Consider the following 24,233-nt stretch of genomic DNA (forward strand, 5'->3'; position numbering starts at 1 on the left):
AAGACGGGGATCGAAATGTTCAGGCGGCGCGGATCAAACGCACCATGAAGAACCCGTCCAATCCGCCCACCTCCGCAAGCATTCCCGGCAAGGTACGCAAGTAACCGTCGGCATGCGGGGCAAGTCCCGCGGGAAGTTCGTCCTGCCGCACCGGATCGATGCGGTAGTCGGACCGGACCGACAGGAAACGGCGCAACTGGTCCTCGCCCTCGGCCGGTTCGAGCGAGCAGGTGGCGTAGACGAGCGTCCCGCCCGGCTTCACCCAATCGGCGGCGCGGGCGAAGAGCCGTTCCTGCAGCGCCGCCATCTCCGAGATGATCGACGGGCGCACGCGGTACAGCACGTCCGGGTGGCGGCGGAAGATGCCGGTCGCGCTGCACGGCGCGTCAAGCAGCACCGCGTCGGCGGGCTCGGCGGGCTTCCACAATAAAGCGTCGGCGGTGACGATCTCGGCGGTCAGCTTCGTCCGCGCGAGATTGTCGGCGAGACGTTCGAGCCGGGTCGGCGAATTGTCGAGCGCGGTGACGGCCCAGCCGGCGGCGGCGAGCTGCATCGTCTTGCCGCCCGGCGCGGCGCAGATGTCGAGTGCCGTGCCGGTTCCGGTTCCGATGAGCCGCGCGGGCAGCGACGCGGCGAGATCCTGTACCCACCACGCGCCGTCGTCGAACCCCGGCATTTCCGGCACGTGCCCACCGGGCAGCCGGACATGGCCGGGCATCAGCGATTCGCCGCCGAGCGCTTCGGCCCATTCCCCGGTGCGCTCGGGATCGGCCAGCGTGAGATCGAGCGGCGGCGGTACGGCGATGGCGTGTTCCGCGCCCTCGATGCCGTCGTCGCCCCAGGCGGCGTGCCAGCGGATCGCGGTCGCATCGGGCAGGGTCGGGATTTCCGGCAGCGCGTCGCCCCGCCGCGACAGGGTGCCGAACACGCCGTGGACCAGCTTGCGCGGACCGCCCTCGACCAGCGGCAGCACGGTGGCGATCGCGGCATGCGATGGCGTGCCGAGCGCCAGCGTCTGGACCAGCGCGATGCGCAGCGCGAAGCGTGCCTTGGCATCTTCCGGCAGCGGGCGGGCGGTGGCCGAATCGATCAGCGCGTCGAGATCGGGCAGGCGGCGCAAGGTTTCGGCCGCGATGGCGCGGGCGAGCGCGCGATCGTCGGCGCGGTCGATCCCCGCCGTGGCGCGATCGAGCGCGGATTCGAGCGGCAGGCCCTGGCGCAGCACCGCATCGAGCAGGCGGAGCGCCGCGCGGCGCGCGGGCACGCCCGGCGGATCGGGAGAATAGGAATTTGCAGGCATCGCATAGCCATTGGACAGCTTCGCCCGCATGTAAAGCCGCGCGACGCCTTGCGGCCGCCCCGTTCAGCGCCGATGTTGGGTCCTCGAACCGCAAGGATGAGAGCATGGCCGAGCGCCCACCGCATGTGAAACCGCCGGCCTATCTGTCGAAGAGCCCGCCCGTGCCCGCGCCCGACGCGGAGCCGCAACCCGCGCCCGAAGACCCGCTGGGCCGCGATCCGACCCGGTATGGCGATTGGGAATTGAAGGGCATCGCGGTCGATTTCTGACGATCGGTGCGGAACCGTTCGCTTGCCGTGCGCGTCAAGCGGTGCGTGACCATCCGCACGTTCCTCGCCGACCGACGGCTCCATCGGGCCGCCGGTGGCATCGCCGTGCTGGCTGGCCTGCTGCTGATCCTGCTCGCCGCCTTTCCCTGGGGACTGCTGAAATCCACGATCGAGGCGCGGTTGAGCGAACGGTTCGGCCGGACCGTGACGATCGGATCGATCGACCGGCTGGACCGCCTGTCCTTCACCCCGACGATCGCGATCCGCGATGTCCGCGTGCCGCAGCCGGGCTGGGCGGGCAGCGGCGATCTCGCGCGGATCGCGCGGGTCGACATGCGGTTCCGGGCCTTGCCGCTGCTGCTCGGTCGCTTCAGCCCGGAGACGATCGGGGTCAGCGGCATGCGCCTCGCCCTGGTGCGCACCGCCGACAAGCGCGAGAATTGGCGCTCGGACAGCGAGGGGCCGGGCGGCGGATCGGGGCCGGACCTTACCGGCCTGACCATCGCCGACAGCATGATCAGCTATGCCGACGCCAAGGCCGACCGCAGCTTCACCGCCGCGCTCACCGCCGATTCGGTATACGGTCTGCGCGTGTCGGGCAGCGGCAAGGTGCGCGGCAGCCCGGTGCGGATCGCACTGAGCGGCGCGGCGATCGAGGGGGCGGGCGGCAAGCGATGGCCATTCCGCGCGATCCTCGACGGGCCGGCGCTCGGCATGCAGGTGCGCGGCACGATGGCGGCGCCGCTCGACACGCACCGGATGACGATCGACATCGCCGCCCGCGCCGACGACCTCAGGATGATCGACGCGATCGTCGAGGCGGGACTGTTCGGCACGCAGCCGGTGCGGCTGACCGCGCATGTCCGCCGCGACGCGCCCGATTGGACGATCGACACGCTGAAGGGCACGATCGGGCGATCCGACCTGTCCGGACGACTGACCGTCCGGAAGCGCGACGGGCGGACCAAGCTGGACGGCGATGTCGTGTTCGGCACGCTGGATTTCGACGATCTCTCCTCGGACGAGGGGCTGGCCAGGGGCCGCGCGCTGGAACGACGGATCGGCCCGAAGCTGGTGCCGACGACGCGGATCAACCTCGGCAAGATCACCCGCACCGACGGGGTGCTGAGCGTGACCGCCCGGCGCATCGTCGACGACGCGAAACCGTCGTCGCTGACCTGGCTCAAGGGCCGGATAGCGCTCGACCACCAGGTGCTGATCCTCGCTCCGCTCCAGGTCGGGCTGAAGACCGGTACCATCTCGGGATCGGTGCGGGTCGATCAGCATGGCGGCACGCCCGAGCCTTTGGTCACGATCGATCTGGCGCTGAGGAACGGCACGGTCGCCGCGCTCGCCGGTGGGGCTGACGCGATCGACGGGCGGGTCGAGGGGCGCGCCCGCCTCACCGGCACGGGCAGCACGATCCGCGAGGTGGTGGGGCGGTCGAACGGCCGGATCGGGCTGATCGCGCATGACGGATCGCTGCCCGAGAAGATCGCCGCCCTGATCGGCTTCGACGCCGGGCGCGCGCTGACCGCCGGCAAGGGAAGCCGCGCCACCCTGCGCTGCGCGGCGCTCCGGCTCGATCTGCGCGGCGGCGTCGGGCGGGTCGATCCGCTGGTGATCGACACCAGCGCCAGCGGTTCGCACGGGGCCGGCACCGTATCCTTCCCGTCCGAGGCGCTGGCGATCCGCCTGACCGGTGCGCCCAAGAAGGACAGCGTGCTGCGCCTGCCCGGATCGGTGACCTTGGGCGGCACGATCCGCGCGCCTTCGATCGTCATTCCGCAGGAGACCAAATCCGCCGGCAACATCCTGAAGGCAATCGGCCGCGCGATTACCGGCAGGCAGGGGCCGATCGCCGGGGATGCGAACTGCGCGGCGCTGTCGGCGCGGGCGCTGGGCAATTAGCCGAGCATGTCCGCCAGCTTGATCACGGTGTTCCAGTTGCGCGCGGTGGCGACCTTGGGGAATTTCGCCTTGTTCATGCCCTGCAACAGCCTCGTTTCGCGCATCTGCTGCTGGCCGAGATAGTCGGTATAGAGTTCGCGGCCGAACGCGTGGAGGCGTTCGGCCCCGTCATACACTTCGGCCAAGCGGGAAAGGCGATCGGTCGGAAACGGTTCGCGGTGAAACGTGACCAGCACATGGCTGGGGTGATCGAGCACCGCCGCGACGTGCGGGTTGGCGGCGATCACCGCACGCAGATCGGCGAGATCGCGCACGACGACATCGGTCTTCAGGCCGTGCGTCGCGAGCGCAGCCTCCAGCATCGCTTCGATTTCCGGCCCGGCCTGCGTGGCGTCGAACACGACGTTGCCGGAGGCGAGCAAGGTTTCGACTCGGATGAAGCCCAGCCCCTCGGCAATGCGCTTCAGATCGGCCATCAACAGCTTGCGCCCGCCGAGATTGACCCCGCGCAACAACGCCGCCCAGCGTTTCACTCCGCCTCGCGCGTCAGCGGGCGGGCGAGCAGCGCGCCGACCACGTCGCGCACGTTCGCCCCCTCGAGCAGGGCGCAGACCGCCTCGCTGACCGGCATGTCGACGCCGGCCTCGCGCGCCGCCTCGCGCAGGACCGGTGCGGTGAAGGCACCCTCGGCGACGGTGCGGCGATCGGCCATCAGTTCGGCCGCCGCCCGGCCTTGGCCGAGCCAGACGCCGAGCGAGAAGTTGCGCGAGCTGGTCGAGGAACAGGTGAGCACCAGATCGCCGAGGCCCGACAGGCCGGCCAAGGTCTCCGCCCGCGCCCCGCGCGCGAGGCCGAAGCGAGTCATCTCGGCGAAACCGCGCGCGATCAGCGCGGCGCGCGCGTTCTGCCCCAGCCCCGCGCCCTCGACCACGCCGCAGGCGATCGCCAGCACGTTCTTCACCGCCCCGCCAATCTCCGCACCGACGACATCGGCGGAGGCATAGGTGCGGAAGGCCGGTCGCGCGAACAGCTTCGCCAATCGATGCGCTAGCTCCATATCTTCTGCGGCGAGAGTTACCGCTGTCGGCAACCCCTTCGCTACCTCATGCGCAAAAGTGGGGCCCGAAAGTACTGCAATCGGCGATCCGGCGTTGGCCTCCGCTGCAACTTCATGCAGAAATTTCAAACTGCCGCTTTCGATACCCTTGGAGCAAAGCACGAGCGGTTGACCGTGGTTCGGCAAATCGGCGAGCACGCTTCGGGTGTGTTGTGCCGGCGTGACCACCAGCACGGTATGAGCCTCGCCGACCCAGGTTATATCGGACGTTGCATGGATCAGTGGCGAAAGCGTGATGCCAGGAAGAAAGATGGTGTTCTTCCGAGTGGCGTTGATGGCATCGACGACTTCCGGCTCCCGCGCCCATAGCCGCACCTCCTGACCGCCCGAGGCTATCACCTGAGCGAGCGCGGTGCCCCAAGCGCCTCCGCCAACCACGCCAGTTATATCGCCGATCACGCTTTCACTCCCGCGCCGCGCACCGCTTCCGCTGCCGGATCGAGCGGCCAGCGCGGGCGGGCGGCCACGTCGAGCGGATCGGTGAGGCCGGCGGCGAAGCGTTCCGCCCCGGCCCAGGCGATCATCGCGGCATTGTCGGTACACAGCCACAAAGGCGGCGCGACGAAGCGCAGGCCGTTCTCCGTCGCCAGCCGCTGCAAAGCGCCGCGCACCGCCTGATTGGCCGCGACTCCGCCGGCCACGACCAAAGCCGTCGCGCCGTCCGCGCGATCGAGGCCGCGCCGGGTGCGGTCGATCAGGCAGTCGACCACCGCCTGCTGGAACGAGGCCGCGATGTCCTCCGCGCTGTATTGCTTCGAATCGGCCGCGCGCGACACGGCGCTTTTCAACCCCGCGAAGGAGAAATGCGGCTCGGCCGACCCCTTGAGCGGTCGTGGCAACGGCACGGCATGAGCATCGCCCACCGCCGCCGCGCGCTCCACCGCCGGGCCGCCGGGAAAGCCGAGGCCGAGCAGCTTGGCGGTCTTGTCGAACGCCTCGCCCGCCGCATCGTCGATCGTCGTGGCGAGGCGGCGATAGCGCGCCACCCCTTCGACCAGCAGCAACTGGCAATGCCCGCCCGACACGAGCAGCAGCAGATAGGGGAAGTCCAGATCGGGATCGGTCAGGCGCGGCGACAGCGCATGGCCTTCCAGATGGTTGACCGCGATCAGCGGTTTGCCGGCCGCATGCGCCAGCGCCTTGCCGGTGACGAGACCGACCATCACGCCGCCGATCAGCCCCGGCCCGGCTGTCGCGGCGATCGCATCGACCTCCCGCAACGTCACCCCGGCATCGGACAGCGCGCCCTCGATCAGCGGCATCAGCGCCTCGACATGTGCGCGCGCGGCGATTTCCGGCACGACCCCGCCGAACGGGCGATGCTCCGCCTCCTGCCCGGCGAGGCGGTGCGCGAGGATGCGCCGGTCGCCGGTGACGAGCGCGGCGGCGGTTTCATCGCAGGAAGATTCCAGGCCGAGGATCAGCATGTCCCGTCCTTAACCGCTCGCCCCGAGCTTGTCGAAGGGCCGTGCTTCTTCTAGCCGGTTTGCGATGACCCAGCCCTTTCGTCTCGGCACCCGCGGATCGCCGCTCGCGCTCACCCAGGCGGGCATGGTGCGTGATGCGCTCTACGCCGCGCACAATTGGAGCGACGGCGCGGTCGAGATCGTGCCGATCCGCACCACCGGGGACCGGGTGCAGGATCGCGCGCTGGCCGAGATCGGCGGCAAGGCGCTGTGGACCAAGGAACTCGATCGCGCACTTTTGGACGGCGAGATCGATTGCGCGGTGCATTCGATGAAGGATGTCGAGACGCTGCGCCCTTCGGCCATCGCGATCCGGGCGATGCTGCCGCGGGCCGACGTGCGCGATCGGCTGATCGGCGCGCAGAGCCTCGCCGCGATCCGCCCGAACGGCGTGGTCGGCACCAGTTCGCCCCGGCGCAGCGCGCAATTGCTGCGCGCCCGGCCCGATCTGGAGATCGTGCTGTTTCGCGGCAATGTCGACACGCGGCTGACCAAGCTGGCGGCGGGCGAGGTGGATGCGACATTACTTGCCGCTGCCGGGCTGGACCGGCTCGGGCGGCACGATATCGGCGTGGCGATCCCGATCGCTACGATGCTGCCGGCCCCGGCGCAGGGCGCGGTGGGGATCGAGACTCGCGCCGACGATGCGCGGGCGCGCGACGTGATCGGGGCGATCGACAATCCGCCGACGCGCACCTGCGTGCTCGTCGAGCGCGCCTTGCTGGCGGCGTTGCAGGCGGATTGCCATTCGCCGGTCGCCGCGCTCGCGACGATCGCGGGGGATGTGCTGACGTTGCGCGCGGAACTGCTGGCCGAGGATGGCGGCCTGTTCGTGGCGGGCGAGGCGCACGGGCCGATCGAGGCGGACGGATTGGCCGAGCAAGTCGCGCGCGATCTGCTCGACCGTGCGCCGCCGGCGGTCCGGGCATTGTTCGCGGCATGAGCGTTCGCGGCATGAGGCCGGTGAGATGAACCGGGCGCTGGCGGTGCTGCGGCCGGAGCCGGGCAACGCCGCCACCGTCGCGCGGATCGAAGCGCTCGAGATGCGCGCGATGTCTCTGCCGCTGTTCGAGGTCGCGCCGCTGGCCTGGACGCCGCCCGACGCGCAAGCGCACGACGCGCTGATCCTGACCAGCGCGAATGCGTTGCGGCATGGCGGGGTCGGGCTGGCCGCCTTGCGCGCGTTGCCGGTCTTCGCCGTCGGCGCCGTCACGGCCGCGGCGGCGAGAAAAGCGGGCTTTCGCGTCGTCGCCATCGGCGCGGCGGACGCCGCGACCCTTCTCGCCCAGGCCGAAACGCACGGCGTTTCGCGCGCACTTTATCTCGGCGGACGCGATCGGATGGTGGCGACCGGTGGCATCGTGACGGCGGCGATCGCGGTCTATGCCAGCCTCGCTCTGCCGATCCGGCCCGAGCGGATCGTCCGTCTGCGACATCAGGTGGCGCTGCTCCATTCGGTCCGCGCCGCGCGCGCCTTTGCCGGGCTGGTCGGGGACCGCGCCGCCCATCGCATCGCCGCGCTCAGCCCGGCGATCCTCGCCGCCGCAGAAGGGGGATGGGACCGCGCCGTCAGTGCCGCGGTGCCGACCGACGACGCCCTGATCGCCGCCGCCGCCGCGCTCGCCGATTGACCGGCCCGGCAGACGCAGGGATAAGGCCGTCATGAGTGATTTCACGCCGACCCCATTGGTGGCCCCGGCCAAGCCCCGCGTGCGCTGGCCGGCGATCGTCGCCGCCTCGGCGTTCTTCCTCGGGCTCGCCGCGATGGCGGTGGCGATGCATTATTGGAGCGTCTGGTTCCCGACCGAGACCGCCGCGCCGGTGGCCACCGTCAAAGGGCAGTTGCCGGTGGTCGTGGTGCCCGCCGCCGGAGCGCCCGCGGCAGCCGCGCCGGTGATCGACCTGAACGAATTGTCGAAGCGCGAGGGCGAACTCGCCGGCCGGCTCGCCGATCTCGAACAGCGCACCGCGCGGGTGAGCGGCGATGCTCAGGCCGCCTCGGGCTATGCCACGCGCGCGGAAGGGATGATGGTCGCCTTCGCCGCGCGCCGCGCGCTCGATCGCGGGTTGCGACTGGGCTATATCGAGGATCAGCTGCGCACCCGGTTTGGCACGACGCAGCCGCACGCCGTCGCCGCGATCCTGCAGGCGGCGCGCGAGCCGGTGACGATCGCCGAGCTGCGCGCCGGGCTGGACGGGATCGGCACCGAACTGGTCACCGGGCAGGCGAGCAACGGCTGGCTGCACAGCCTGCGCCGCGAACTCGGCAATCTGGTCGTCATCCACCGCGCCGACACGCCCTCCCCGCTGCCGGTCGATCGCCTGGCGCGCGCAAAGCAGATGCTGGAGACCAACAAGGTCGAGGCGGCACTGGCCGAGGTCGCGCGCATGCCCGGCGCGCCGCAGGCGGTGCGCTGGACCGCGGCGGCGCGCCGCTACATCGGCGCGCGCCAGGCGCTCGACACGATTGAGGCGGCGGCGATCACCGGCCAGACCAACCCGACCGACATCCCCGGCACGGACGCCCCGGCGGCCTGATCGGACGCAAGATCGGTTCGCGCCGTCGCGTGAAACTGGGCCGGGAAGCTATTTCAACCGCGCGATCATCGCCATGGCCCCGGCCGGTGCCCGCACCTTGGCCCCGTTGATGAAGAAAATGAACGTGTCGCGCGCCCGTTTGGCGGGCTTGGCGGGATCGGCATAAGGCAGCCCCTCGGGCGCTCCACCCGCCGCCCAGTCGCGCGCCACCTGGGTCCAGCGATCGAGTTCGGCATCGGTATAGCCGGTCGCCACCGCCTCCTGCGCATTCTCCAGCCGGGCGTACACGAAATCGCCGGTCACGTCGGCCAGCGCGGGATAGTCGGCCGAATCGGCGAAGACGATCGCCACCCCCGCCGCCCGCGCCAGCGCGGCGAATTCCGGCACCGCGAACGATTCGTGCCGCACATGCACCGCGTGGCGCAGCGCGACGCCGTCCTGCTTTTCCGGCAGCAGTTTCAGGAACGCGCCGAAATCGTCCGCATCGAACGTCTTGGTCGCCATGAACTGCCACAGGATCGGGCCGAGCTTGTCGCCCAGTTCGGTGATCCCCTGCCCGACGAACTTGCCGATCGATTCGCCCGCCTCGGCCAGCACCTTGCGGTTGGTGCAGAATCGCGACGCCTTCAGCGCGAACACGAACCCGTCGGGCGCGGTCTTGGCCCAGCTGGCGAAGGTCGCCGGCTTCTGGCGGCTGTAATAGGTGCCGTTGACCTCGATCGCGGTCATCGCGCGACTGGCGAATTCCAGTTCGCGTTTGTGGACCAGGCCTTCGGGAAAGAAGGTGCCGCGCCACGGTTCGTAGGTCCAGCCGCCGATGCCGACGCGAATCGATGCATGTGTCATCCGGGCGATATAGCGGGGGAATGGGCGGTGCGGCAAAATCGTCCGCGCCGCGCCAGGGCCACTCAACCTGCGAAGTGCCGGAATCGCGCGGTCGGCGGGCGCTGCGATCCGGCGAAGGTTTTTGCCTCGTCGCGTTCGGGGCCGGGGCGGATCCCTCCTATAATGAGGCATCCCGGAGACGAAGACGTGGCGACCTATCGCGGAATGAACGTGCCCGATCATCTGTACGGCGTCCTGCCGCACATGGCGCTGATCGCGGAGACGCGCGAGGCGCTGTTGGTCCTCAGCCAGCAATGGGACCTGCTCGACGTGCTCAGCCGGGTCGTCCGGACGGGGACGGAGGTCGACAAGACCAGGACCGATTTCAGGTTGCTCAATTCGGCGCTGATCGGCGCGCTGGCCGACGAGAGCCTGAGCAAATTGCTCGTCGCGCTGGGGGCGAAGGCACAGGTGACGATCGATATCGTCGTCCGCAACCTGTTCGAACGGACCGCCGATATCGGCTTCCTCGCCACCGACGACGACCTGCGGCGGTTCCTGACGGGAGCCGGGGGCGCACCGTCGCCGGAGCGGATCCGCGCGCGGCTGATCGAGTATCAGCGGAAATATTCGGTCTACGAGAATATCGTCGTCCTCGATCCCGACGGGACGGTCCGCGCGCAGGCGGGCGGCGCGGCGTTGCCCGAAACGTGCCACGACGCCTGGGTGGGCCGCGCGCTGGACACGCACGACGCCTATGTCGAGACCTTCGCGCCGTCCGACCTCGTCCCCGGCGGCGCGCCGGCGTTAAGCTATGCCTGCCGGATCGTCGCATCCGATATGCCGGGCGCGGCAACGCTGGGCGTGCTGGGCCTGCTGTTCCGCTTCGCCGACGAACTGGACGGCATCTTCGCCAAGCTGCTGGCGCCCGACGACTGGATCGTGCTGGCGTTGCTGGACGCCCGGGGATCGGTGCTCGCGTGCAGCGATGTCGTGCAGCTGCCGATCGGCAGCCGCCTCGCGGTCGATCCGGCGCACGATTACGCCTTCATCCGTCACGCCGGCCGGCGATACATCGCGGTGGCGCGCGCGACCAAGGGATACCAGAAATATATCGGGCCGGGCTGGCACGGCTGCGCGCTGATCCCGATCGAGGTCGCGTTCGAGGCGGAGGACGGTGCCGCGCTGGATCTGGACGACCGGCATTACCGCGCGATCACGCGCAACGCGCACCTGTTCTCCGACGCCGTCCGCCAGATCCCGGGTCGCGCCGACGCGATCCAGGCGGAATTGAACCGCACCGTGTGGAACGGCAAGCTGGCGATGCCGCGCGGCAGCGACGCCGCCGATCCCGCGACCGACGATGCCTCGTCGCGCCGGACCCTGCTGTCCGAGATCAGCGCCGCGGGCAGCCGAACGCGGCAGGTGTTCGCCGGCGCGGTCGGCGCGCTCAATCGCACCGCGATCGGATCGCTGGTCGCCAATTGCGGCTTCGCCGCCGCGCTGGCCATCGAGTTGATGGACCGCAACCTCTACGAACGCGCCAACGACTGTCGCTGGTGGGCGCTGACCACCCGGTTCCGCGAGATTTTGGCGCACCCGGCGATCACGGCGGCCGACCGCGCGGAACTGGCCGGTATCCTCGCCCGGATCAACGACCTCTACACGGTCTACACCAATCTGATTCTGTTCGACCGTGACGGCACGATCCAGGCGGTGTCCGCGGCCGGAGACGGGGCGCTGATCGGCACGATGCTGCCGCCCGATCTGGTGCGCCGCTTCACCGCGAAGCCCGAGACCGCTTTCTATGCCGTGTCCGATTTCGATTCGAGCGCGCTCTACGGGAATCGCCCCACCTATATCTACGGCGCGCCGGTGCTGCTGGCGCACGATCCGAGCGTCGTGGCCGGCGGGATCGCGATCGTGTTCGATGCCGAGCCGCAGTTTCGCGCGATGCTGGCGGATGCGGGGCTGAGCGATACCGCCGGGCGGAGCATCGCGGGCAGCCGCACGCTGTTCGTCGATGGCCAGCGCCGGATCATCGCCAGCGCGGCGGCCACCGATGTCGTCGGCACGCCGCTCGACCTGCCGCCGGACCTGTTCGCCCAGGCCCAGGCCGGCGCGGGCCGACCGGTATCGCGCGTGCTGGCGATCGACGGCGCGCTGTTCGCCGCCGGGGTCTGCGCCAGTATCGGCTATCGCGAATATAAGGGCCCGGACGATGCGTATCGCAACACGGTGTTCGCCGTGTCGCTGCTTCATCTGGGTGCCGACGACGCGGTGTCGGACGCCGGCTGGCAGGCCCCCGTATCCCCGGTCTCGCCGGCGGATCGGCCGGGACATCGGCGGGCGATCGCGCGCCGCGAGGTGGCGACGTTCGTGATCGGCGACAAGCGGCTGGCCTTCGATCGCGACGATGCGGTCGAGGCGATCCTGCCCGATCATGTCCTGCCCGCGCCCAACACGGCCGCGGCGGTCGCCGGATACGCGACCTATCGCGGCAAGGGCATCGTGGTGCTGGATGCGCGCGGCTATCTGGGCCTGCCGCCGCTGGGGGCGGACGCCCTGCCCCGGCCGGTGATCGTGTTTCGCGGCGATGACGGACGGTTGATCGGCCTTGCGGTCGACGTGCTGGACGACATCATGGATGTCGATGCCGATCGCATCGCCCGGCCGGGAATCGGCGACGACCGGCAGATCGTGACCGGCGTCGTCAGGCCGGCGGCCGGCGGCGGCGAGATGATCATGCTGCTCGACGCCGAGGCGCTGGCGCGCGCCCTGCTGTTCCCCACGAGCGCGCCATCGCCGGCCGGATCGTAGCCGCCGCGCTTCGCGCGTGGCACCGCCTTCGTCGCATGCGACGTGCGAGATGGCCGATCGGTCGGGAGCGGCGGAGCGTGGTCCGCGCTGCGGTCGGGCGGGGATAGCACCGGCGCTGCACGATATCCTGCTGACATCGTTCGGAAAACTGGAGCGGGCGAAGGGATTCGAACCCTCGACCCCAACCTTGGCAAGGTTGTGCTCTACCCCTGAGCTACGCCCGCTCTGGCGCCGTGCCGCGGTGGTGACACCGGGCGGGGAGCGGGGCCTTTAGCAGCGACATATCACCCCGGCAAGCCCCGTTCGCACCGCAAGGCGCATTCGTGCGAAAAGGGTTGGCTTGCCGCGCCGACGCCCCACATAAGGCGTTCAAGCAAAAACGGAGTCTGTCTTGGCCACCCTGGGATTGAGTGCGGCGGAACGCGAAGCGGTCGAGGATTTCCGGCGCGACGTCGTCGAGCCGTCGATGGAAAATCTGGTCGTCATCGATTTCTGGGCCGAATGGTGCGGCCCGTGCAAGGCGCTGACCCCGGTGCTGGAAAAGGTCGCCGCGGATTATGCCGACAAGGGCGTGATCCTGGCCAAGGTCGATACCGACAAGAATCAGTTCATCGCCAGCCAGTTCCAGATCAAGTCGATCCCCACCGTCTATGCGATGTTCCAGGGGCAGTTGGTCGCCGACCTGACCCCGGCGCGCACCGAATCGCAGCTGAAGACGATGCTCGACCAGATTCTCGCCAAGCTGCCGGTACCCAGCCCGGCGGCGGACTTGGAAGCCGAGATCGAGCCGCTGATCGCGATGGGCGAACAGGTGCTGGCCGAAGGCGATGCCGATCGCGCGATCGAGATTTTCCGTCAGGTCGCCGATATCGCGCCGGCGCATCCCGCGGTGCATTCCGGCTTCGTCCGCGCCTTGGTGGCGGCGGGACAACTCGACGAGGCCGATGCGCATCTCGCCGCGTTGGACGAGGAGGCCGCCAAGTCGCCCGAGCTGGAGCGCGCGCGGACCGCGCTTGCTCTGGCGCGCGATGCCAGGCCGGTCGACGACCTGTCCGGCCTCGCCGCCGAGGTCGCCGCGCATCCGGACGATCATGCCAAGCGCTTCGAACTCGCCGGCGGCCAGATGGCGGCGGGCGACCGCGACGCCGCCGCCGAATCCCTGCTCGCGATCGTCGCCGCCGATCGCGACTGGAACGAGGGCGCCGCCCGCGCGCAATTGCTCAAGCTGTTCGAGGTCGTCGGCCTCGAAGACCCATGGGTGTCCGCGCAACGTCGCAAGCTCTCCGCGATCCTGTTCGGATGAGCGCGCCCGTGAACAGCATCACGCGCCTGTCGGTCTTCCCGCTGCCCGGCGCGTTGCTGTTTCCGGGCATGCACCTGCCGCTGCATATCTTCGAGCCCAGATATCGCGCGATGATGAGCGACGCGATGGCGCGCGATCGTCGCATCGGCATGATCCAGCCGCGCCCCGGTGCCTATGCCCCGAACGAGCCGCCGCCCTTGTTCGACATCGGCTGCGTCGGCAAGATCGCCGAGTTCGAGGCGCTGGAGGACGGGCGCTACAATCTCGTGCTCGAAGGCTTGTCGCTGTTCCGCATCCTGCGCGAGCTGGACGTCACCACGGCCTTTCGTCAGGTCGAGGCGGAATTGCTGCCGATCGTCGCGGATGACGAGGTGCTGTCGCTCTCACGCCGCTCCTCGCTCGAAATGGAGTCGCGCCGCTTCGCCGACGCGCAGGGCTATGCGGTCGATTGGGAAGCGGTGAACCGGCTCGACGACGAGGCTTTGGTCAACGGCATCGCCCAGATCGCACCGTTCGACGTCGCCGCGAAACAGGCATTGCTGGAGGCGCCCGCGATCGAGGACCGGGCGGAACTGATCATCCAGCTGATGCAATTCTTCGGCCGGCACGACGGCGAGGAATCGGTGACGCTGCAGTGAACGACGCCGCTTCCGATAACCTCACGGGGTCTTGGAGCGGCATTTTCAACTATCCGGACGGTTCCCCGTCGACCGCGTTCGATGCGACGCTGCAGGACGCCGGCGGCATAATTGTCGGAGAGACGATCGAACCCGGTGACGATCTGCCGAATGTATCGACCACGTTTCACGCTTGGCTGGAAGGCCGGCATGACGGCGACAATGTACATTTCGTTAAATGTTACGATGATGCCAGCAGGGCGGATTATACCGTCGCCTATAGCGGATCGGTCAAAGGTGACGGCACCGAGATAGCCGGAATTTGGGACATTCCCGGCATTTGGTCAGGAACGTTCATCATGTTCCGGCAAGTGGGTCATGCCGCGTCCATAGAAAGCGAAATCGCAGAGACCGTTCGCTAGGTTCGACGTCACACCATCATCCCCTGCAGCAATTTCGGCACCTCGCCGCTCTCGCCGCGCGCTTCGGCCATGAAACGGTCCTTGAGCGCGGGCAGTTTCTGCACCGCCGATAGGCCGAAGCGGCGCGCAGCGTTGGCGGTTCTGCCGGGGATGCCGAACAGGCGTTGCAGGCCGTCGGTGGCGATCGACACCATCAGCGTGTCGAGGCTGCGCCAGCGCTGGTAGCGCGCCAGCAATGCGGGATCGCCGAGATCCAGGCCGAGCCGCTTGCCCTCCACCAGCACCTCGACCAACGTCGCCACGTCGCGGAACCCGACATTGACGCCCTGTCCCGCGATCGGATGAATGCCATGCGCGGCATCCCCCACGAGGGCCAGCCGGTTCGACACGATCTGCGCCGCGTGATGGAACCCGAGCGGATAGCTCGATCGCCCGCCGAGCGGCCCGAGCTTGCCGAGAAAGCCGCCCATTTTCTTCTCCGCCTCGGCAAGAAAACCGCGTTCGGACAGTTTCAGCATGCCCGGCGCCTCGGCGCGCGATACCGACCACACGATCGCCGAGCGGTGGCCCGCCGCATCGTCGTTCAACGGCAGGATCGCGAACGGGCCCTGCGGATAGAAGATTTCGAACGCGACGTTCTCGTGGCTGTGTTCGTGGTGCAGCGAGGTGACGATCGCGGCGTGATCGTAGCTCCAGCGCGCGGTGCGGATGCCGGCCGAATCGCGGGTCGGCGAGTTGCGACCCTCCGCCGCGATCAGCAGCGGCGCGGAGATCGTCGCGCCCGAATCGAGCGTCGCCGTGACGCCATGGTCGCCGCGTTCGACCGCGATGGCGCGCGTCTTCATGCGCAGATCGACCCGCGGCGCGGCCTGTGCCGCCGCGTACAACGCGCCCCGCAACAGGCGATTCTCGAACATATGGCCGAGCGCGCCGTCGTCGGCCGTCGGTTCGAAATCGAGCGCGCCGGGTTCCAGCCCGTCGCTGACCCGGATCCCCGCGATCGGGCAGCCAGCGTCGCCGAGTCGATCGAGCACGCCGATCGCGCCCAGCATGCGGTACGGCGCGCTGGCGATCGCCGACGCTCGGCCGTCGAAGCCGGCGGCGAGAATCACCTCCGGATCGGCGATATCGACGACGATCGCGCTCAGCCCATGCGCATCCAGCGCCACGGCCAGCGCGCTGCCGACCAGTCCGCCGCCGAGAATGATGACATCTGCTTTTTCCATGGGCCAGACCCTAGAGCCGTGCGCCGCCGCTGCCAATGCGCGGCCGCACGCCGGCATGCTCCATCTTGACGTCGGACTCCCGAAAGCGGATGATTTCGGGAACGAACAGCGGACAGAGTGGGGACGAACATCATGGCGAGCCGGGCTCGACCAGCGCTGTGGCGCGAGACGGTGAAGGCGGGGGCGGTGCGCAGCAGCGCGCTGCTCGGCGCGCTCGCGCTGTTCGCCGCGACGCTCCTGATGGTCACCGCACTCGCCAGCTACCATTCGGGCGATCCCTCGCTCAACACCGCATCGGGCGGGCCGGCGGAGAATTTGCTCGGGCTGCCGGGCGCGTGGTTCGCCGATCTGGCGCTGACGATGTTCGGCTGGACGGTGCTGCTGCTGGTGCCGGTCGCGCCGATCGTCGCGCTCCGGCTGTGGCGCGACGAGCCGGCCGGGCGCTGGCTGCGCATGCTGGGCGGCGGCGCGCTGGGCGCGGTGCTGATCGGCACGGCGGTCTCGTTCTTCGCCGCGTCCTCGGTGCTGACGCTGCCCGCCGGATGGGGCGGTGTGCTGGGCCTGGGCCTGGCCGATGGCCTGCGCTGGGCGATCGGCTTCATCGGCGAACCGGTGGCGATGCTGTGGGCCGGACGCGGAATCGGGTTGCTCGCCGGGGTGATCGGGGTCGTCGTCTGGGCGCGCAGCCTGCAGGTCGCGTTGACCGCGCCGCGCCTGCCGAGCCTGCCCAAATTTCGTGCCGCGCCCCGCCTGACCGACGAACGCGAGGCATTCGTCGCCGAACCCGCGCGCAAGGCCATGCCGGTGCCACGCGCGGTGGCGACGCCCGATGCCCGGCCCGGCCCGGTGATCGCCGACCGAAACGTCCCACCCTCCGTCGCAAAGCCAAAAGCAACCCAAGAACGCCTCGACCTGCGCGACAACAATTATCGTCTGCCTTCGATCGACCTGCTGGTGCCCGCCCCGCCCGCGCCCGGCACGGCGATCGACAAGGCGTCGCTGGAACGCAATGCCCGCCTGCTCGAATCGGTGCTGGACGATTTCCACGTAAAGGGTTCGATCGTCGAGGTGCGGCCCGGCCCGGTCGTCACGATGTACGAACTGGAACCGGCCAGCGGCATCAAGGCGAGTCGCGTGATCCAACTGGCCGACGATATCGCGCGCAACATGAGCGCCATTTCCGCGCGCGTCGCGACGATCCCGGGGCGTACCGTGATCGGCATCGAACTGCCCAACGCCCGGCGCGAGACGGTGGGCCTGCACGAACTGATCGCATCGCAGACGTTCGAGGATCAGTCCGCCTCGCTGCCATTGGTGCTGGGCAAGAACATCGCCGGCGATCCGGTGATCGCCGATCTGGCACCGATGCCGCACCTGCTCGTCGCCGGTACGACGGGCTCGGGCAAGTCGGTCGGCCTGAACTGCATGATCCTGTCTCTGCTCTACCGGCTGACGCCGGACCAGTGCCGCATGATCATGATCGATCCCAAGATGCTCGAACTGAGCATGTACGACGATATCCCGCACCTGTTGTCGCCGGTCGTCACCGATCCGGCCAAATCGGTGCGCGCGCTGAAATGGGCGGTCGAGCAGATGGAGGACCGCTATCGCCAGATGTCCTCGGTCGGCGTACGCAGCCTGGCCAGCTTCAACGACAAGGTGCGCGCGGCCAAGGCGAAGGGCCAGCCGTTGGGGCGCAAGGTGCAGACCGGATACGATCCCGACACGCGCCAACCTATCTACGAGGAAGAGACGCTCGATTTCCAGGTGCTGCCGCAGATCGTGGTGATCGTCGACGAACTCGCCGACCTGATGATGACCGCGGGCAAGGAGGTGGAATTCCTGATCCAGCGCCTGGCGCAGAAGGCGCGCGCGGCCGGCATCCACCTGATCATGGCGACCCAGCGCCCCTCGGTCGACGTCATCACCGGCGTGATCAAGGCGAATTTGCCGACGCGCATCAGCTTCCACGTTACCAGCAAGATCGATTCGCGCACCATCCTGGGCGAACAGGGTGCCGAACAGCTGCTGGGCAAGGGCGACATGCTGTACATGCCGGGCGGCAAGGGCACGGTGCGCGTGCACGGCCCGTTCGTGTCCGATGACGAGGTGCGTGCCGTCGCCGATCATTGGCGCAGCCAGGGCAAGCCGGATTACATCCAGTCGGTCACCGAGGAGCCGGAGGACGGCTTCGCGCTCGACGGCGCGCCCGATGGCGAGGATTCGGCCGAGGACCAGCAATATCGCAGCGCGATCCAGCTGGTGGTCGAAAGCCAGAAGGCGTCGACCAGCTGGCTCCAGCGCCAGCTCCGCGTCGGCTACAACAGCGCCGCCCGGTTGATCGAGAGGATGGAAAAGGATGGCATCGTGGGGCGACCCGACCATGTAGGCCGTCGCGAGGTGCTCCGCGATCGCGACGGGAACCCGCTTTAGGCGCGGACGGTTCAGAGCGGGTTCAACGCCGCCCATTGATAAGGGCGATCCGTCTTCAGGAGAATTCCGTGAATTTCCGCCTCATATCCGCGCTTGCCGTAGCGCCAATGCTGGTCGCCGCGACCGCGCCGGGCGATCTCGGCCTGGTCCAGACTCACCTTCAGGCGGTGCAGAGCATGACCGCGAGCTTCACCCAGACCGATCGCACCGGCAAGGTGCTGAACGGGACGCTGACGCTGAAGAAGCCCGGCAAGATCCGCTTCCAGTATGAGAAGGGCGTCCCCATCCTCGTTGTCAGCGATGGCAAGTCCCTGTGGTACTTGGATTATTCGGTAGGACAGAAGCAGCGCTATCCGATTGGCAATTCGCCGCTTGGGGTGCTTCTGAACCCCATGGGCGACATCACGAAGGTGGCGCGCGTCGTGCCGGGCAACGATCCGCGTATCATCTCGGTCGATGCCGCCGACCCCAAGCATCCCGAATATGGCCGCATCACCCTGGTGTTCGTGCGCAACGCCGCCGCGCCCGCCGGGCTGATGCTGCAGGGCTGGGTCGTTTTGGATGCGCAGAACAACCGCACCACGATCCGCCTGACCGGCCAGCGCTTCAACGCGCCGGTGAGCGACGGAACGTTCCGTTTCAACGAGCCGCAGCGCAATTCCGGCCCGAGAAAGTAATCCATTCATATTGGCGACAGGTTTGCTGACCTAAAGGCGGTGTTGCGGATGCGGCGCGGTTCGGGATTTTCCCCCCTGTTGCTCGAATTAAGTGCGCATCCCGCCTGCGTGACGAACGCCAGGTCGGCCCTCGCTCCATGCCCCCGGAGCGGGGGCCATTCCTTTTTAGGGGCCGGGCGTCATCCTATCGTCACCCCCGGCCTCGAGCCGGGGCGCAGCTTTTCCGTCAGATGCGATCATCGTACAGGTCGCGCCAATCGGAATTGGCGCGCTCGACGAGTTCGAACTTGCAGTCACGTCGCCAGCGTTCGATCCATTTTTTTGCGCAATGCAGGCTTCGATGTCGTCACCTGTTCGGCCCGCGACGCGAACAAGGCGATGTTTGGCGCAGACATCCGAACCGCTACCGCTGCGATGTTGATCGACGCAGGCAGAAAGGTGCGCTGTAAACGCCGACATACATCGTGCCGCGCTAGCGGTTAGCCATGCTGTACACCCGGTCGCCTGATCGCTCGCGATCCATAGGCCGAGGTGAAGAGAAGCTGGGCCCTGCATCGAGCCCAGCGTGACGGGTAACGACGACCGCATCCAGATCACCGTCTCGTAAGGCAGGTCCGTTCGTCGCCACCGCCCTTCGCAATCCCGCGACCTCTGGTGCTGCCCCCATGGCGTGGCTACATGCGGCCGATGGCACAGCCGCTCAAGATCGTTTCCTGGAACATCAATTCGGTCCGTTTCCGCATCGAGATCGTCGAACGCTTCCTCCGCGAGGTCCAGCCGGACATATTGTGCCTGCAGGAAACCAAGGTGATCGACGGCGATTTTCCCAGCGCTCCGTTCCGCGCGCTGGGGTACGACCAGATCATCCTGCATGGGCAGAAGATGCATCACGGCGTCGCGATCCTGTCGCGCATTCCGCTGATCGAGGACGATCGCTACGATTGGCAGGCGAACATGGAGGCGCGGCATGTCGGCGTGCGGCTGCCGAACGGCGTGCGGCTCGACAATGTCTATGTGCCGGCCGGCGGCGACGTGCCGGACCGCGAGGTGAACCCGAAATTCGGCCAGAAGCTCGATTTCGTCGAGCGCATGACGAGGTGGTCGGAGGATCTCACGACGCCGACGATCGTCACCGGCGATTTCAACATCGCGCCGCTCGAATCCGACGTGTGGAGCCACAAGCAATTGCTGAACGTGGTCAGCCATACCCCTGTCGAGGTGGAGGCGCTGAACCGATTGAAGGACTCCAATAGCTGGGTCGATCTCGGACGGCATTTCCATCCCGCACCGGCGCGGCTGCACACGTGGTGGAGCTATCGCTCGCCCGATTTCACCGCCAACGATCGCGGGCGGCGGCTCGATCATATGTGGGCGACCGCCGAGGTTGCTGCAAAGGCGGTGTCGCACACGGTATTCGAGGATTGCCGATCGTGGCTGAAACCGTCGGACCATATTCCGATCATGACCGAGTTCGCGTTTTGAGCGATCCGCGCTCCTTGAGCGATCCTCATCGGGCCGCCTTGGCGATCGATGCGCTGCGCCGGGGCTGGCCGATCGCGATTCGCGGTGCGGACGGCGTGCTAGCGCTGCTGCCGATCGAGACGGCCGATCCGGTGCGGCTGGCGGCGTTCGACCCCGCCGGGACCGCGCCGGTATTATTCTCGGCCGGACGCGCGCTGACGCTCAAGCTGGCCAATCAGGCGGACGCGGCGGTGCCGGACGCGCCGGTGCTGGTCGGGCGTGTCGACTGGCTCGATTTCGATACGGCGACGGCGCTGGCCGATCCGCAATTCGACCTGCAGACGCCGATGAAGGGGCCGTTCCGCGCGATCTGCCTGACCGAGCAGGATGCCGGGGCGGCGGCGTTGCGGCTGGCGCGGATCGGCGGGATGTTGCCGGCCTTCTTCGCGATTCCCGGCGGCAGTGCGGATCTGACGCTGCAGGTGGGCGATATCGCGAGCCATGAGGATGCGGCGCGGCTCGCCATCGCCACGCGCGCGCGCCTGCCGGTCGGCGGGGCGGAGGATGCGGAGATCGTCGCCTTCCGCACGCCGGAAATGCCGGGCGAGCATATCGCATTGCTGATCGGCACGCCCAATGGGCAGCCCCCGCTGGTCCGCCTGCACAGCGAATGCCTGACGGGCGACGTGCTCGGCAGCCTGAAATGCGATTGCGGGCCGCAGCTGGACGCGGCGATCGCAGCGATTTCGGCCAACGGCTGGGGCATCCTGCTCTATCTGCGGCAGGAGGGGCGCGGGATCGGGCTGATCAACAAGCTGCGTGCCTATGCGCTGCAGGATCAGGGGTTCGATACGGTCGATGCCAATACCCGACTCGGTTTCGCGGTCGATTCGCGCAATTTCCGGGTCGCGGCGCGGATGCTTGAGCTGCTCGGCCAACGATCGGTGCGGTTGCTGACCAACAATCCGGAAAAGGTCGCGCAATTGGAGGGCGCGGGGATCGCGGTGGTCGAGCGGGTGCGCCACGTGCTGCCGGCCAACCCGCACAACGAGCAGTATCTCGCGACCAAGCGCGACCGCACCGGGCACCAGTTCTAAGCGACCAGCAGCGCGATCTCGTCGAAGCTGCCGGCGAGATCGTGCACGCCGATCGCCCGCAGCCGATCGGCGTGATCGGGGGCGCAGTGGCTGCCGCCGACAAAGCCGATGACGTGCCCACCCGACGCCACCGCGCCGGTCGCGCCGACGGGCGAATCCTCGATGATCGCGCTGGCGGCGATATCGACGCCGAGCGCTGCGGCCGCGTGCAGGTAGAGGTCCGGTGCCGGCTTGCCGCGCGTCACATGCTCGCGGCCGGAGAAGATCATCGTGCCGAAGCGGTCGCGCAGGCCGATATGGTCGAGATGGCGTGCGATCCAGGCGGTGGAACTGGACGAGGCGATGGCGACCGGCAGATCGGCGGGCAGGCCGCGCACGAATCCGACCGCACCGGCCACCGCGTCGATCCCGGCCGCCATCACGCGCGCATCCTCGGCCTTGCGCGCGGTGTGGAAATCGTCGGGCAGGGTCCGCCCGATCCACGCCTCGACCGCGCCGATAAAGTCGGCGCCGGCCAGCCCCATGAAGTTCGCCATCGATTGTTCGGTGGTGGTCGGATGGCCGATGCCGGTCAGATAGGCGGCGATCTGGCGGTTGCCGATCGCTTCGCTCTCGATCAGCACGCCGTCGAAATCGAAGATGATGGCATTGAACCTCGTGGTGATCGATCCGGGGGATCGATCACGTTCGGTGCCATCGTCGAACTTCATGCGCGCGCTCCGAACAAGGCGGTGCCGACGCGGACATGGGTCGCGCCGATCATCACCGCGGTTTCGAAATCGCCCGACATGCCCATGCTGAGCCCGGCCAGACCCGATTCGCGCGCGAGCTTGGCGAGCAGGGCGAAATAGGGCGCGGCTTCGGTGTCGGCGGGCGGGATCGCCATCAGCCCCGCGACCGGCAGGCCGGCCTCCCGTGCGGTTGCCAGCAAGGCCGGCAAATCGGCGATCGCGCAACCGCCTTTCTGGTCCTCGGCACCGATATTGACCTGAAGGAAGCACTCGGGGCGCTTGCCGGTCCGTTCCATCGCCTTGACCAGCGCCGTCACCAGCGACGGGCGGTCGACCGAATGAATCACCTCGAACAACGCCACCGCAGCCTCAACCTTGTTCGACTGCAATTGCCCGATCAGGTGAAGCTTTGCATCGGGATAGGCTTCAAAAAGCGCGGGCCATTTGCCTTCCGCCTCCTGCACCCGGTTCTCGCCGAAATCGCGTTGCCCGGCTTCGAGCAGCGGCAGGATCGCCTCGGCGGTCTGCGTCTTCGAGACGGCGATCAGAGTCACTTCGTCGGCCTTGCGCGATGCGAGGGCGGCTGAGTGGGCGATCGACTGGCGAACGGTATCGAGGGCGGTTGCGGGATCGTGTGCGGACATCGGCGCTGCTATAGGCAGGCCCGTGCCACGCCGCCACCCCGCCAGATTGCCGCTCAAGCTGCCCCGCCTGTGGCTGATGACGGACGAACGCATGGGCGAAGACCTGTGGCGCGCGCTGCAAACGCTGCCGCGCGGATCGGGGATCGTGTTCCGGCACTATGCCACGCCCGCAAAGGAGCGGCGTGCGATGTTCCGGAAGTTGGCGAAGGTGGCGCACCTAAGGGGATTTCTGCTGGTTCGGGCCGGGCCGGTCAGCCTCGGGCGAGAGCGAGGCGTCCATGGCAAGGGCGCTATCCGCAGCGATCAGATCCGCACCTGGCCGGTACATTCGCGTCGCGAAGCGCTAGCAGGGGCGCGTGCCGGGGCCGACCTGATCCTGGTATCGCCGGTCTTCCCGACCGCCTCGCATCCCGGTGCACCCGCGCTTGGACCGATCCGCGCGGCGCGAATCATCCAAGGACTGCCGGTGCCCGCCATCGCGCTCGGCGGAATGACGAAGCAGCGGGGATTACGCCTGAGACGATTGGGTTTTCACGGCTGGGCCGCCATCGATGCCTGGATCACCCCTCGCCGCTAGATCAGAAGCGGAACGCGGTGCCGATATAGACGGCCTGGCTGTCGAGACGATTGTCGTCCTTGAGCCGCTCCAGCCGATCACGCTCGGTCTTGTAGCGCACGCCCGCCGTCACATCGAGGTTGCGGGTCAGCGAATAGGAACCGCCGACATCGAGCGCGTAGTTCGGCGCTTCCTCGACCAGCTTCGGCGCGCCGGCCAGCGGACGATCGGAAATCGCCTTTACCTGACCGCTGAACCGCTTGCCGGTATAGCTCAGGCCCAGATCCATACGTTCGCGGCTACCCGGCAGGCCGGCCATATCGACCCGCCCCACGTCACTCGACAAGGCAAAGCGCTTCCAGCCGACGGCAACGCCGAGATTATAGGCGATCGGCGCGAGGCTGACCTGCGGTGCGGCAACCGACGCGGCGACGCCGTTGCGTTCGGCATACATCGCGCTGCGGGTCGAACGAGCGCGTACCGCAACCGTCACGGCATGGCTGCCGGCGCGGCGCGATTCGGAAGGCGTGAAGCTGAATCCGGCCGAGTCGAGTCCGCCACGGGCGAACACCGCGGCCAGCCGAGGATCCGCCGACGCCGGGGTGAACGAACCGGCACCGCGCGTAAGACTTACGCGCTTTTCCGTGCGATTCCCGCTCTCTGGTGCCCCGATCGCCGGTGCCACGGCGATGCCGGCGGCGACCAGCGCCCCCAGTGCAATCCCGGCAATCGTGCGACCAGCGACCACGTTCACGTCCCCAACACGGCACAGTTCGCGCCGCATCCTTCAAACTGCGCTTATCACGGTTCGATCCCGCGT

Annotated in this window: 23 protein-coding genes and 1 tRNA gene; 14 read left to right on the plus strand and 10 right to left on the minus strand. The window is 68.3% G+C overall.

Going from position 1 to position 24,233, the window contains the following annotated elements; translation table 11 throughout:
• Positions 1 to 19: 19 nt before the first annotated feature.
• On the minus strand, positions 20 to 1,300 hold the full coding sequence (locus ASG11_RS01975) for an RsmB/NOP family class I SAM-dependent RNA methyltransferase (protein ID WP_055780064.1): 1,281 nt from the start codon (positions 1,298 to 1,300) through the stop codon (positions 20 to 22).
• A 104-nt stretch (positions 1,301 to 1,404) separates the two neighbouring features.
• Here ASG11_RS01975 and ASG11_RS18190 point away from each other — a divergent pair, with 104 nt between their 5' ends.
• Positions 1,405 to 1,569, plus strand: a complete 165-nt coding sequence (locus tag ASG11_RS18190) for a DUF1674 domain-containing protein (RefSeq protein WP_082472540.1) — start codon at positions 1,405 to 1,407, stop codon at positions 1,567 to 1,569.
• Between the two features lie 45 nt (positions 1,570 to 1,614).
• The gene (locus tag ASG11_RS01980) at positions 1,615 to 3,480 is read left to right on the plus strand and encodes an AsmA family protein (RefSeq protein WP_236697350.1); all 1,866 of its coding nucleotides are present in this window, start codon (positions 1,615 to 1,617) and stop codon (positions 3,478 to 3,480) included.
• Here ASG11_RS01980 and ASG11_RS01985 read toward each other — a convergent pair.
• The 3 genes from ASG11_RS01985 to tsaD are packed head-to-tail and all read right to left on the minus strand — an operon-like array spanning position 3,477 to position 6,024.
• Positions 3,477 to 4,013 (minus strand): DUF1697 domain-containing protein, encoded by a 537-nt coding sequence (locus ASG11_RS01985; protein ID WP_055774483.1) that lies wholly within the window; start codon positions 4,011 to 4,013, stop codon positions 3,477 to 3,479. The two genes, ASG11_RS01980 and ASG11_RS01985, sit on opposite strands and share 4 nt — an antisense overlap.
• On the minus strand, positions 4,010 to 4,984 hold the full coding sequence (locus ASG11_RS01990; RefSeq protein WP_055780068.1) for an NAD(P)H-dependent glycerol-3-phosphate dehydrogenase: 975 nt from the start codon (positions 4,982 to 4,984) through the stop codon (positions 4,010 to 4,012). Before ASG11_RS01990 ends, ASG11_RS01985 begins: the two co-directional genes overlap by 4 nt.
• 8 nt (positions 4,985 to 4,992) lie before the next feature.
• Complete coding sequence (tsaD, locus tag ASG11_RS01995) at positions 4,993 to 6,024, minus strand: tRNA (adenosine(37)-N6)-threonylcarbamoyltransferase complex transferase subunit TsaD (protein WP_055774486.1); 1,032 nt, start codon at positions 6,022 to 6,024, stop codon at positions 4,993 to 4,995.
• A 64-nt stretch (positions 6,025 to 6,088) separates the two neighbouring features.
• On the opposite strand from tsaD, the gene hemC reads away from it, so the two are divergent.
• The 3 genes from hemC to ASG11_RS02010 are packed head-to-tail and all read left to right on the plus strand — an operon-like array spanning position 6,089 to position 8,601.
• Entirely contained in the window at positions 6,089 to 7,006 is a 918-nt protein-coding gene (gene hemC, locus ASG11_RS02000) for a hydroxymethylbilane synthase (protein WP_055774490.1), read from the plus strand.
• Positions 7,007 to 7,031: 25 nt separating this feature from the next.
• Entirely contained in the window at positions 7,032 to 7,694 is a 663-nt protein-coding gene (locus ASG11_RS02005; protein WP_055774493.1) for a uroporphyrinogen-III synthase, read from the plus strand.
• 31 nt (positions 7,695 to 7,725) lie between these two features.
• Entirely contained in the window at positions 7,726 to 8,601 is an 876-nt protein-coding gene (locus ASG11_RS02010) for a hypothetical protein (protein WP_055774496.1), read from the plus strand.
• A gap of 48 nt (positions 8,602 to 8,649) precedes the next feature.
• Here ASG11_RS02010 and ASG11_RS02015 read toward each other — a convergent pair whose 3' ends face one another.
• Entirely contained in the window at positions 8,650 to 9,447 is a 798-nt protein-coding gene (locus tag ASG11_RS02015) for a DUF72 domain-containing protein (RefSeq protein WP_055774499.1), read from the minus strand.
• A gap of 186 nt (positions 9,448 to 9,633) precedes the next feature.
• On the opposite strand from ASG11_RS02015, the gene ASG11_RS02020 reads away from it, so the two are divergent.
• Positions 9,634 to 12,246: a chemotaxis protein CheW gene (locus ASG11_RS02020; RefSeq protein WP_156363615.1), complete on the plus strand. Its 2,613-nt coding sequence runs from the start codon at positions 9,634 to 9,636 to the stop codon at positions 12,244 to 12,246.
• A gap of 149 nt (positions 12,247 to 12,395) precedes the next feature.
• Here ASG11_RS02020 and ASG11_RS02025 read toward each other — a convergent pair.
• Positions 12,396 to 12,470: transfer RNA gene (locus tag ASG11_RS02025), tRNA-Gly, on the minus strand.
• Between the two features lie 182 nt (positions 12,471 to 12,652).
• On the opposite strand from ASG11_RS02025, the gene ASG11_RS02030 reads away from it, so the two are divergent.
• The 3 genes from ASG11_RS02030 to ASG11_RS02040 are packed head-to-tail and all read left to right on the plus strand — an operon-like array spanning position 12,653 to position 14,588.
• Positions 12,653 to 13,549, plus strand: a complete 897-nt coding sequence (locus ASG11_RS02030; RefSeq protein WP_055774508.1) for a tetratricopeptide repeat protein — start codon at positions 12,653 to 12,655, stop codon at positions 13,547 to 13,549.
• The gene (locus tag ASG11_RS02035) at positions 13,546 to 14,187 is read left to right on the plus strand and encodes an LON peptidase substrate-binding domain-containing protein (RefSeq protein WP_055774511.1); all 642 of its coding nucleotides are present in this window, start codon (positions 13,546 to 13,548) and stop codon (positions 14,185 to 14,187) included. Before ASG11_RS02030 ends, ASG11_RS02035 begins: the two co-directional genes overlap by 4 nt.
• Positions 14,184 to 14,588 carry a hypothetical protein gene (locus ASG11_RS02040; RefSeq protein WP_055774515.1) on the plus strand — a complete coding sequence of 135 codons (405 nt, stop codon included), beginning with the start codon at positions 14,184 to 14,186 and terminating at the stop codon, positions 14,586 to 14,588. Before ASG11_RS02035 ends, ASG11_RS02040 begins: the two co-directional genes overlap by 4 nt.
• An 8-nt stretch (positions 14,589 to 14,596) precedes the next feature.
• Here ASG11_RS02040 and ASG11_RS02045 read toward each other — a convergent pair whose 3' ends face one another.
• Positions 14,597 to 15,814: a UbiH/UbiF/VisC/COQ6 family ubiquinone biosynthesis hydroxylase gene (locus ASG11_RS02045; RefSeq protein ID WP_055774518.1), complete on the minus strand. Its 1,218-nt coding sequence runs from the start codon at positions 15,812 to 15,814 to the stop codon at positions 14,597 to 14,599.
• Positions 15,815 to 15,946: 132 nt separating this feature from the next.
• Here ASG11_RS02045 and ASG11_RS02050 point away from each other — a divergent pair, with 132 nt between their 5' ends.
• From ASG11_RS02050 to ribA, 4 genes are all read left to right on the plus strand, one after another.
• Positions 15,947 to 18,247, plus strand: a complete 2,301-nt coding sequence (locus tag ASG11_RS02050) for an FtsK/SpoIIIE family DNA translocase (RefSeq protein WP_055774519.1) — start codon at positions 15,947 to 15,949, stop codon at positions 18,245 to 18,247.
• 107 nt (positions 18,248 to 18,354) lie between these two features.
• Complete coding sequence (locus ASG11_RS02055; protein WP_055774523.1) at positions 18,355 to 18,924, plus strand: LolA family protein; 570 nt, start codon at positions 18,355 to 18,357, stop codon at positions 18,922 to 18,924.
• A 687-nt stretch (positions 18,925 to 19,611) separates the two neighbouring features.
• Positions 19,612 to 20,406, plus strand: a complete 795-nt coding sequence (locus ASG11_RS02060; RefSeq protein ID WP_055780072.1) for an exodeoxyribonuclease III — start codon at positions 19,612 to 19,614, stop codon at positions 20,404 to 20,406.
• Positions 20,407 to 20,420: 14 nt separating this feature from the next.
• Positions 20,421 to 21,482, plus strand: coding sequence for a GTP cyclohydrolase II (ribA, locus tag ASG11_RS02065; protein WP_055780075.1), 1,062 nt, complete (start codon positions 20,421 to 20,423; stop codon positions 21,480 to 21,482).
• On the opposite strand, the gene ASG11_RS02070 is transcribed toward ribA, so the two are convergent.
• Positions 21,479 to 22,192: an HAD family hydrolase gene (locus ASG11_RS02070; protein ID WP_055774524.1), complete on the minus strand. Its 714-nt coding sequence runs from the start codon at positions 22,190 to 22,192 to the stop codon at positions 21,479 to 21,481. The genes ribA and ASG11_RS02070 overlap by 4 nt on opposite strands.
• Positions 22,189 to 22,857 carry a YggS family pyridoxal phosphate-dependent enzyme gene (locus ASG11_RS02075; protein WP_055780078.1) on the minus strand — a complete coding sequence of 223 codons (669 nt, stop codon included), beginning with the start codon at positions 22,855 to 22,857 and terminating at the stop codon, positions 22,189 to 22,191. Before ASG11_RS02075 ends, ASG11_RS02070 begins: the two co-directional genes overlap by 4 nt.
• 46 nt (positions 22,858 to 22,903) lie before the next feature.
• On the opposite strand from ASG11_RS02075, the gene ASG11_RS02080 reads away from it, so the two are divergent.
• Positions 22,904 to 23,434 (plus strand): thiamine phosphate synthase, encoded by a 531-nt coding sequence (locus ASG11_RS02080; RefSeq protein WP_236697351.1) that lies wholly within the window; start codon positions 22,904 to 22,906, stop codon positions 23,432 to 23,434.
• Between the two features lies 1 nt (position 23,435).
• Here the strand turns inward: ASG11_RS02080 and ASG11_RS02085 are convergent, their stop codons facing one another.
• A complete protein-coding gene (locus ASG11_RS02085) occupies positions 23,436 to 24,197 on the minus strand; it encodes a hypothetical protein (protein WP_236697352.1) in 762 nt (253 codons plus the stop codon).
• Positions 24,198 to 24,233: the final 36 nt, after the last annotated feature.

Origin of the sequence: Sphingomonas sp. Leaf357 (assembly GCF_001423845.1) — a bacterium.
Lineage (GTDB): Bacteria > Pseudomonadota > Alphaproteobacteria > Sphingomonadales > Sphingomonadaceae > Sphingomonas.

Bases quoted from the DNA above. Each gene is read 5' to 3' on its own strand.
- ASG11_RS01975 (WP_055780064.1), bottom strand. From the start codon at position 1,300: ATGCCTGCAAATTCCTATTCTCCCGATCCGCCGGGCGTGCCCGCGCGC.
- ASG11_RS18190 (WP_082472540.1), top strand. From the start codon at position 1,405: ATGGCCGAGCGCCCACCGCATGTGAAACCGCCGGCCTATCTGTCGAAG.
- tsaD (WP_055774486.1), bottom strand. From the start codon at position 6,024: ATGCTGATCCTCGGCCTGGAATCTTCCTGCGATGAAACCGCCGCCGCG.
- hemC (WP_055774490.1), top strand. From the start codon at position 6,089: ATGACCCAGCCCTTTCGTCTCGGCACCCGCGGATCGCCGCTCGCGCTC.
- ASG11_RS02005 (WP_055774493.1), top strand. From the start codon at position 7,032: ATGAACCGGGCGCTGGCGGTGCTGCGGCCGGAGCCGGGCAACGCCGCC.
- ASG11_RS02010 (WP_055774496.1), top strand. From the start codon at position 7,726: ATGAGTGATTTCACGCCGACCCCATTGGTGGCCCCGGCCAAGCCCCGC.
- ASG11_RS02015 (WP_055774499.1), bottom strand. From the start codon at position 9,447: ATGACACATGCATCGATTCGCGTCGGCATCGGCGGCTGGACCTACGAA.
- ASG11_RS02035 (WP_055774511.1), top strand. From the start codon at position 13,546: ATGAGCGCGCCCGTGAACAGCATCACGCGCCTGTCGGTCTTCCCGCTG.
- ASG11_RS02045 (WP_055774518.1), bottom strand. From the start codon at position 15,814: ATGGAAAAAGCAGATGTCATCATTCTCGGCGGCGGACTGGTCGGCAGC.
- ASG11_RS02050 (WP_055774519.1), top strand. From the start codon at position 15,947: ATGGCGAGCCGGGCTCGACCAGCGCTGTGGCGCGAGACGGTGAAGGCG.
- ASG11_RS02055 (WP_055774523.1), top strand. From the start codon at position 18,355: ATGCTGGTCGCCGCGACCGCGCCGGGCGATCTCGGCCTGGTCCAGACT.
- ASG11_RS02060 (WP_055780072.1), top strand. From the start codon at position 19,612: ATGGCACAGCCGCTCAAGATCGTTTCCTGGAACATCAATTCGGTCCGT.
- ASG11_RS02070 (WP_055774524.1), bottom strand. From the start codon at position 22,192: ATGAAGTTCGACGATGGCACCGAACGTGATCGATCCCCCGGATCGATC.
- ASG11_RS02075 (WP_055780078.1), bottom strand. From the start codon at position 22,857: ATGTCCGCACACGATCCCGCAACCGCCCTCGATACCGTTCGCCAGTCG.
- ASG11_RS02085 (WP_236697352.1), bottom strand. From the start codon at position 24,197: ATGCGGCGCGAACTGTGCCGTGTTGGGGACGTGAACGTGGTCGCTGGT.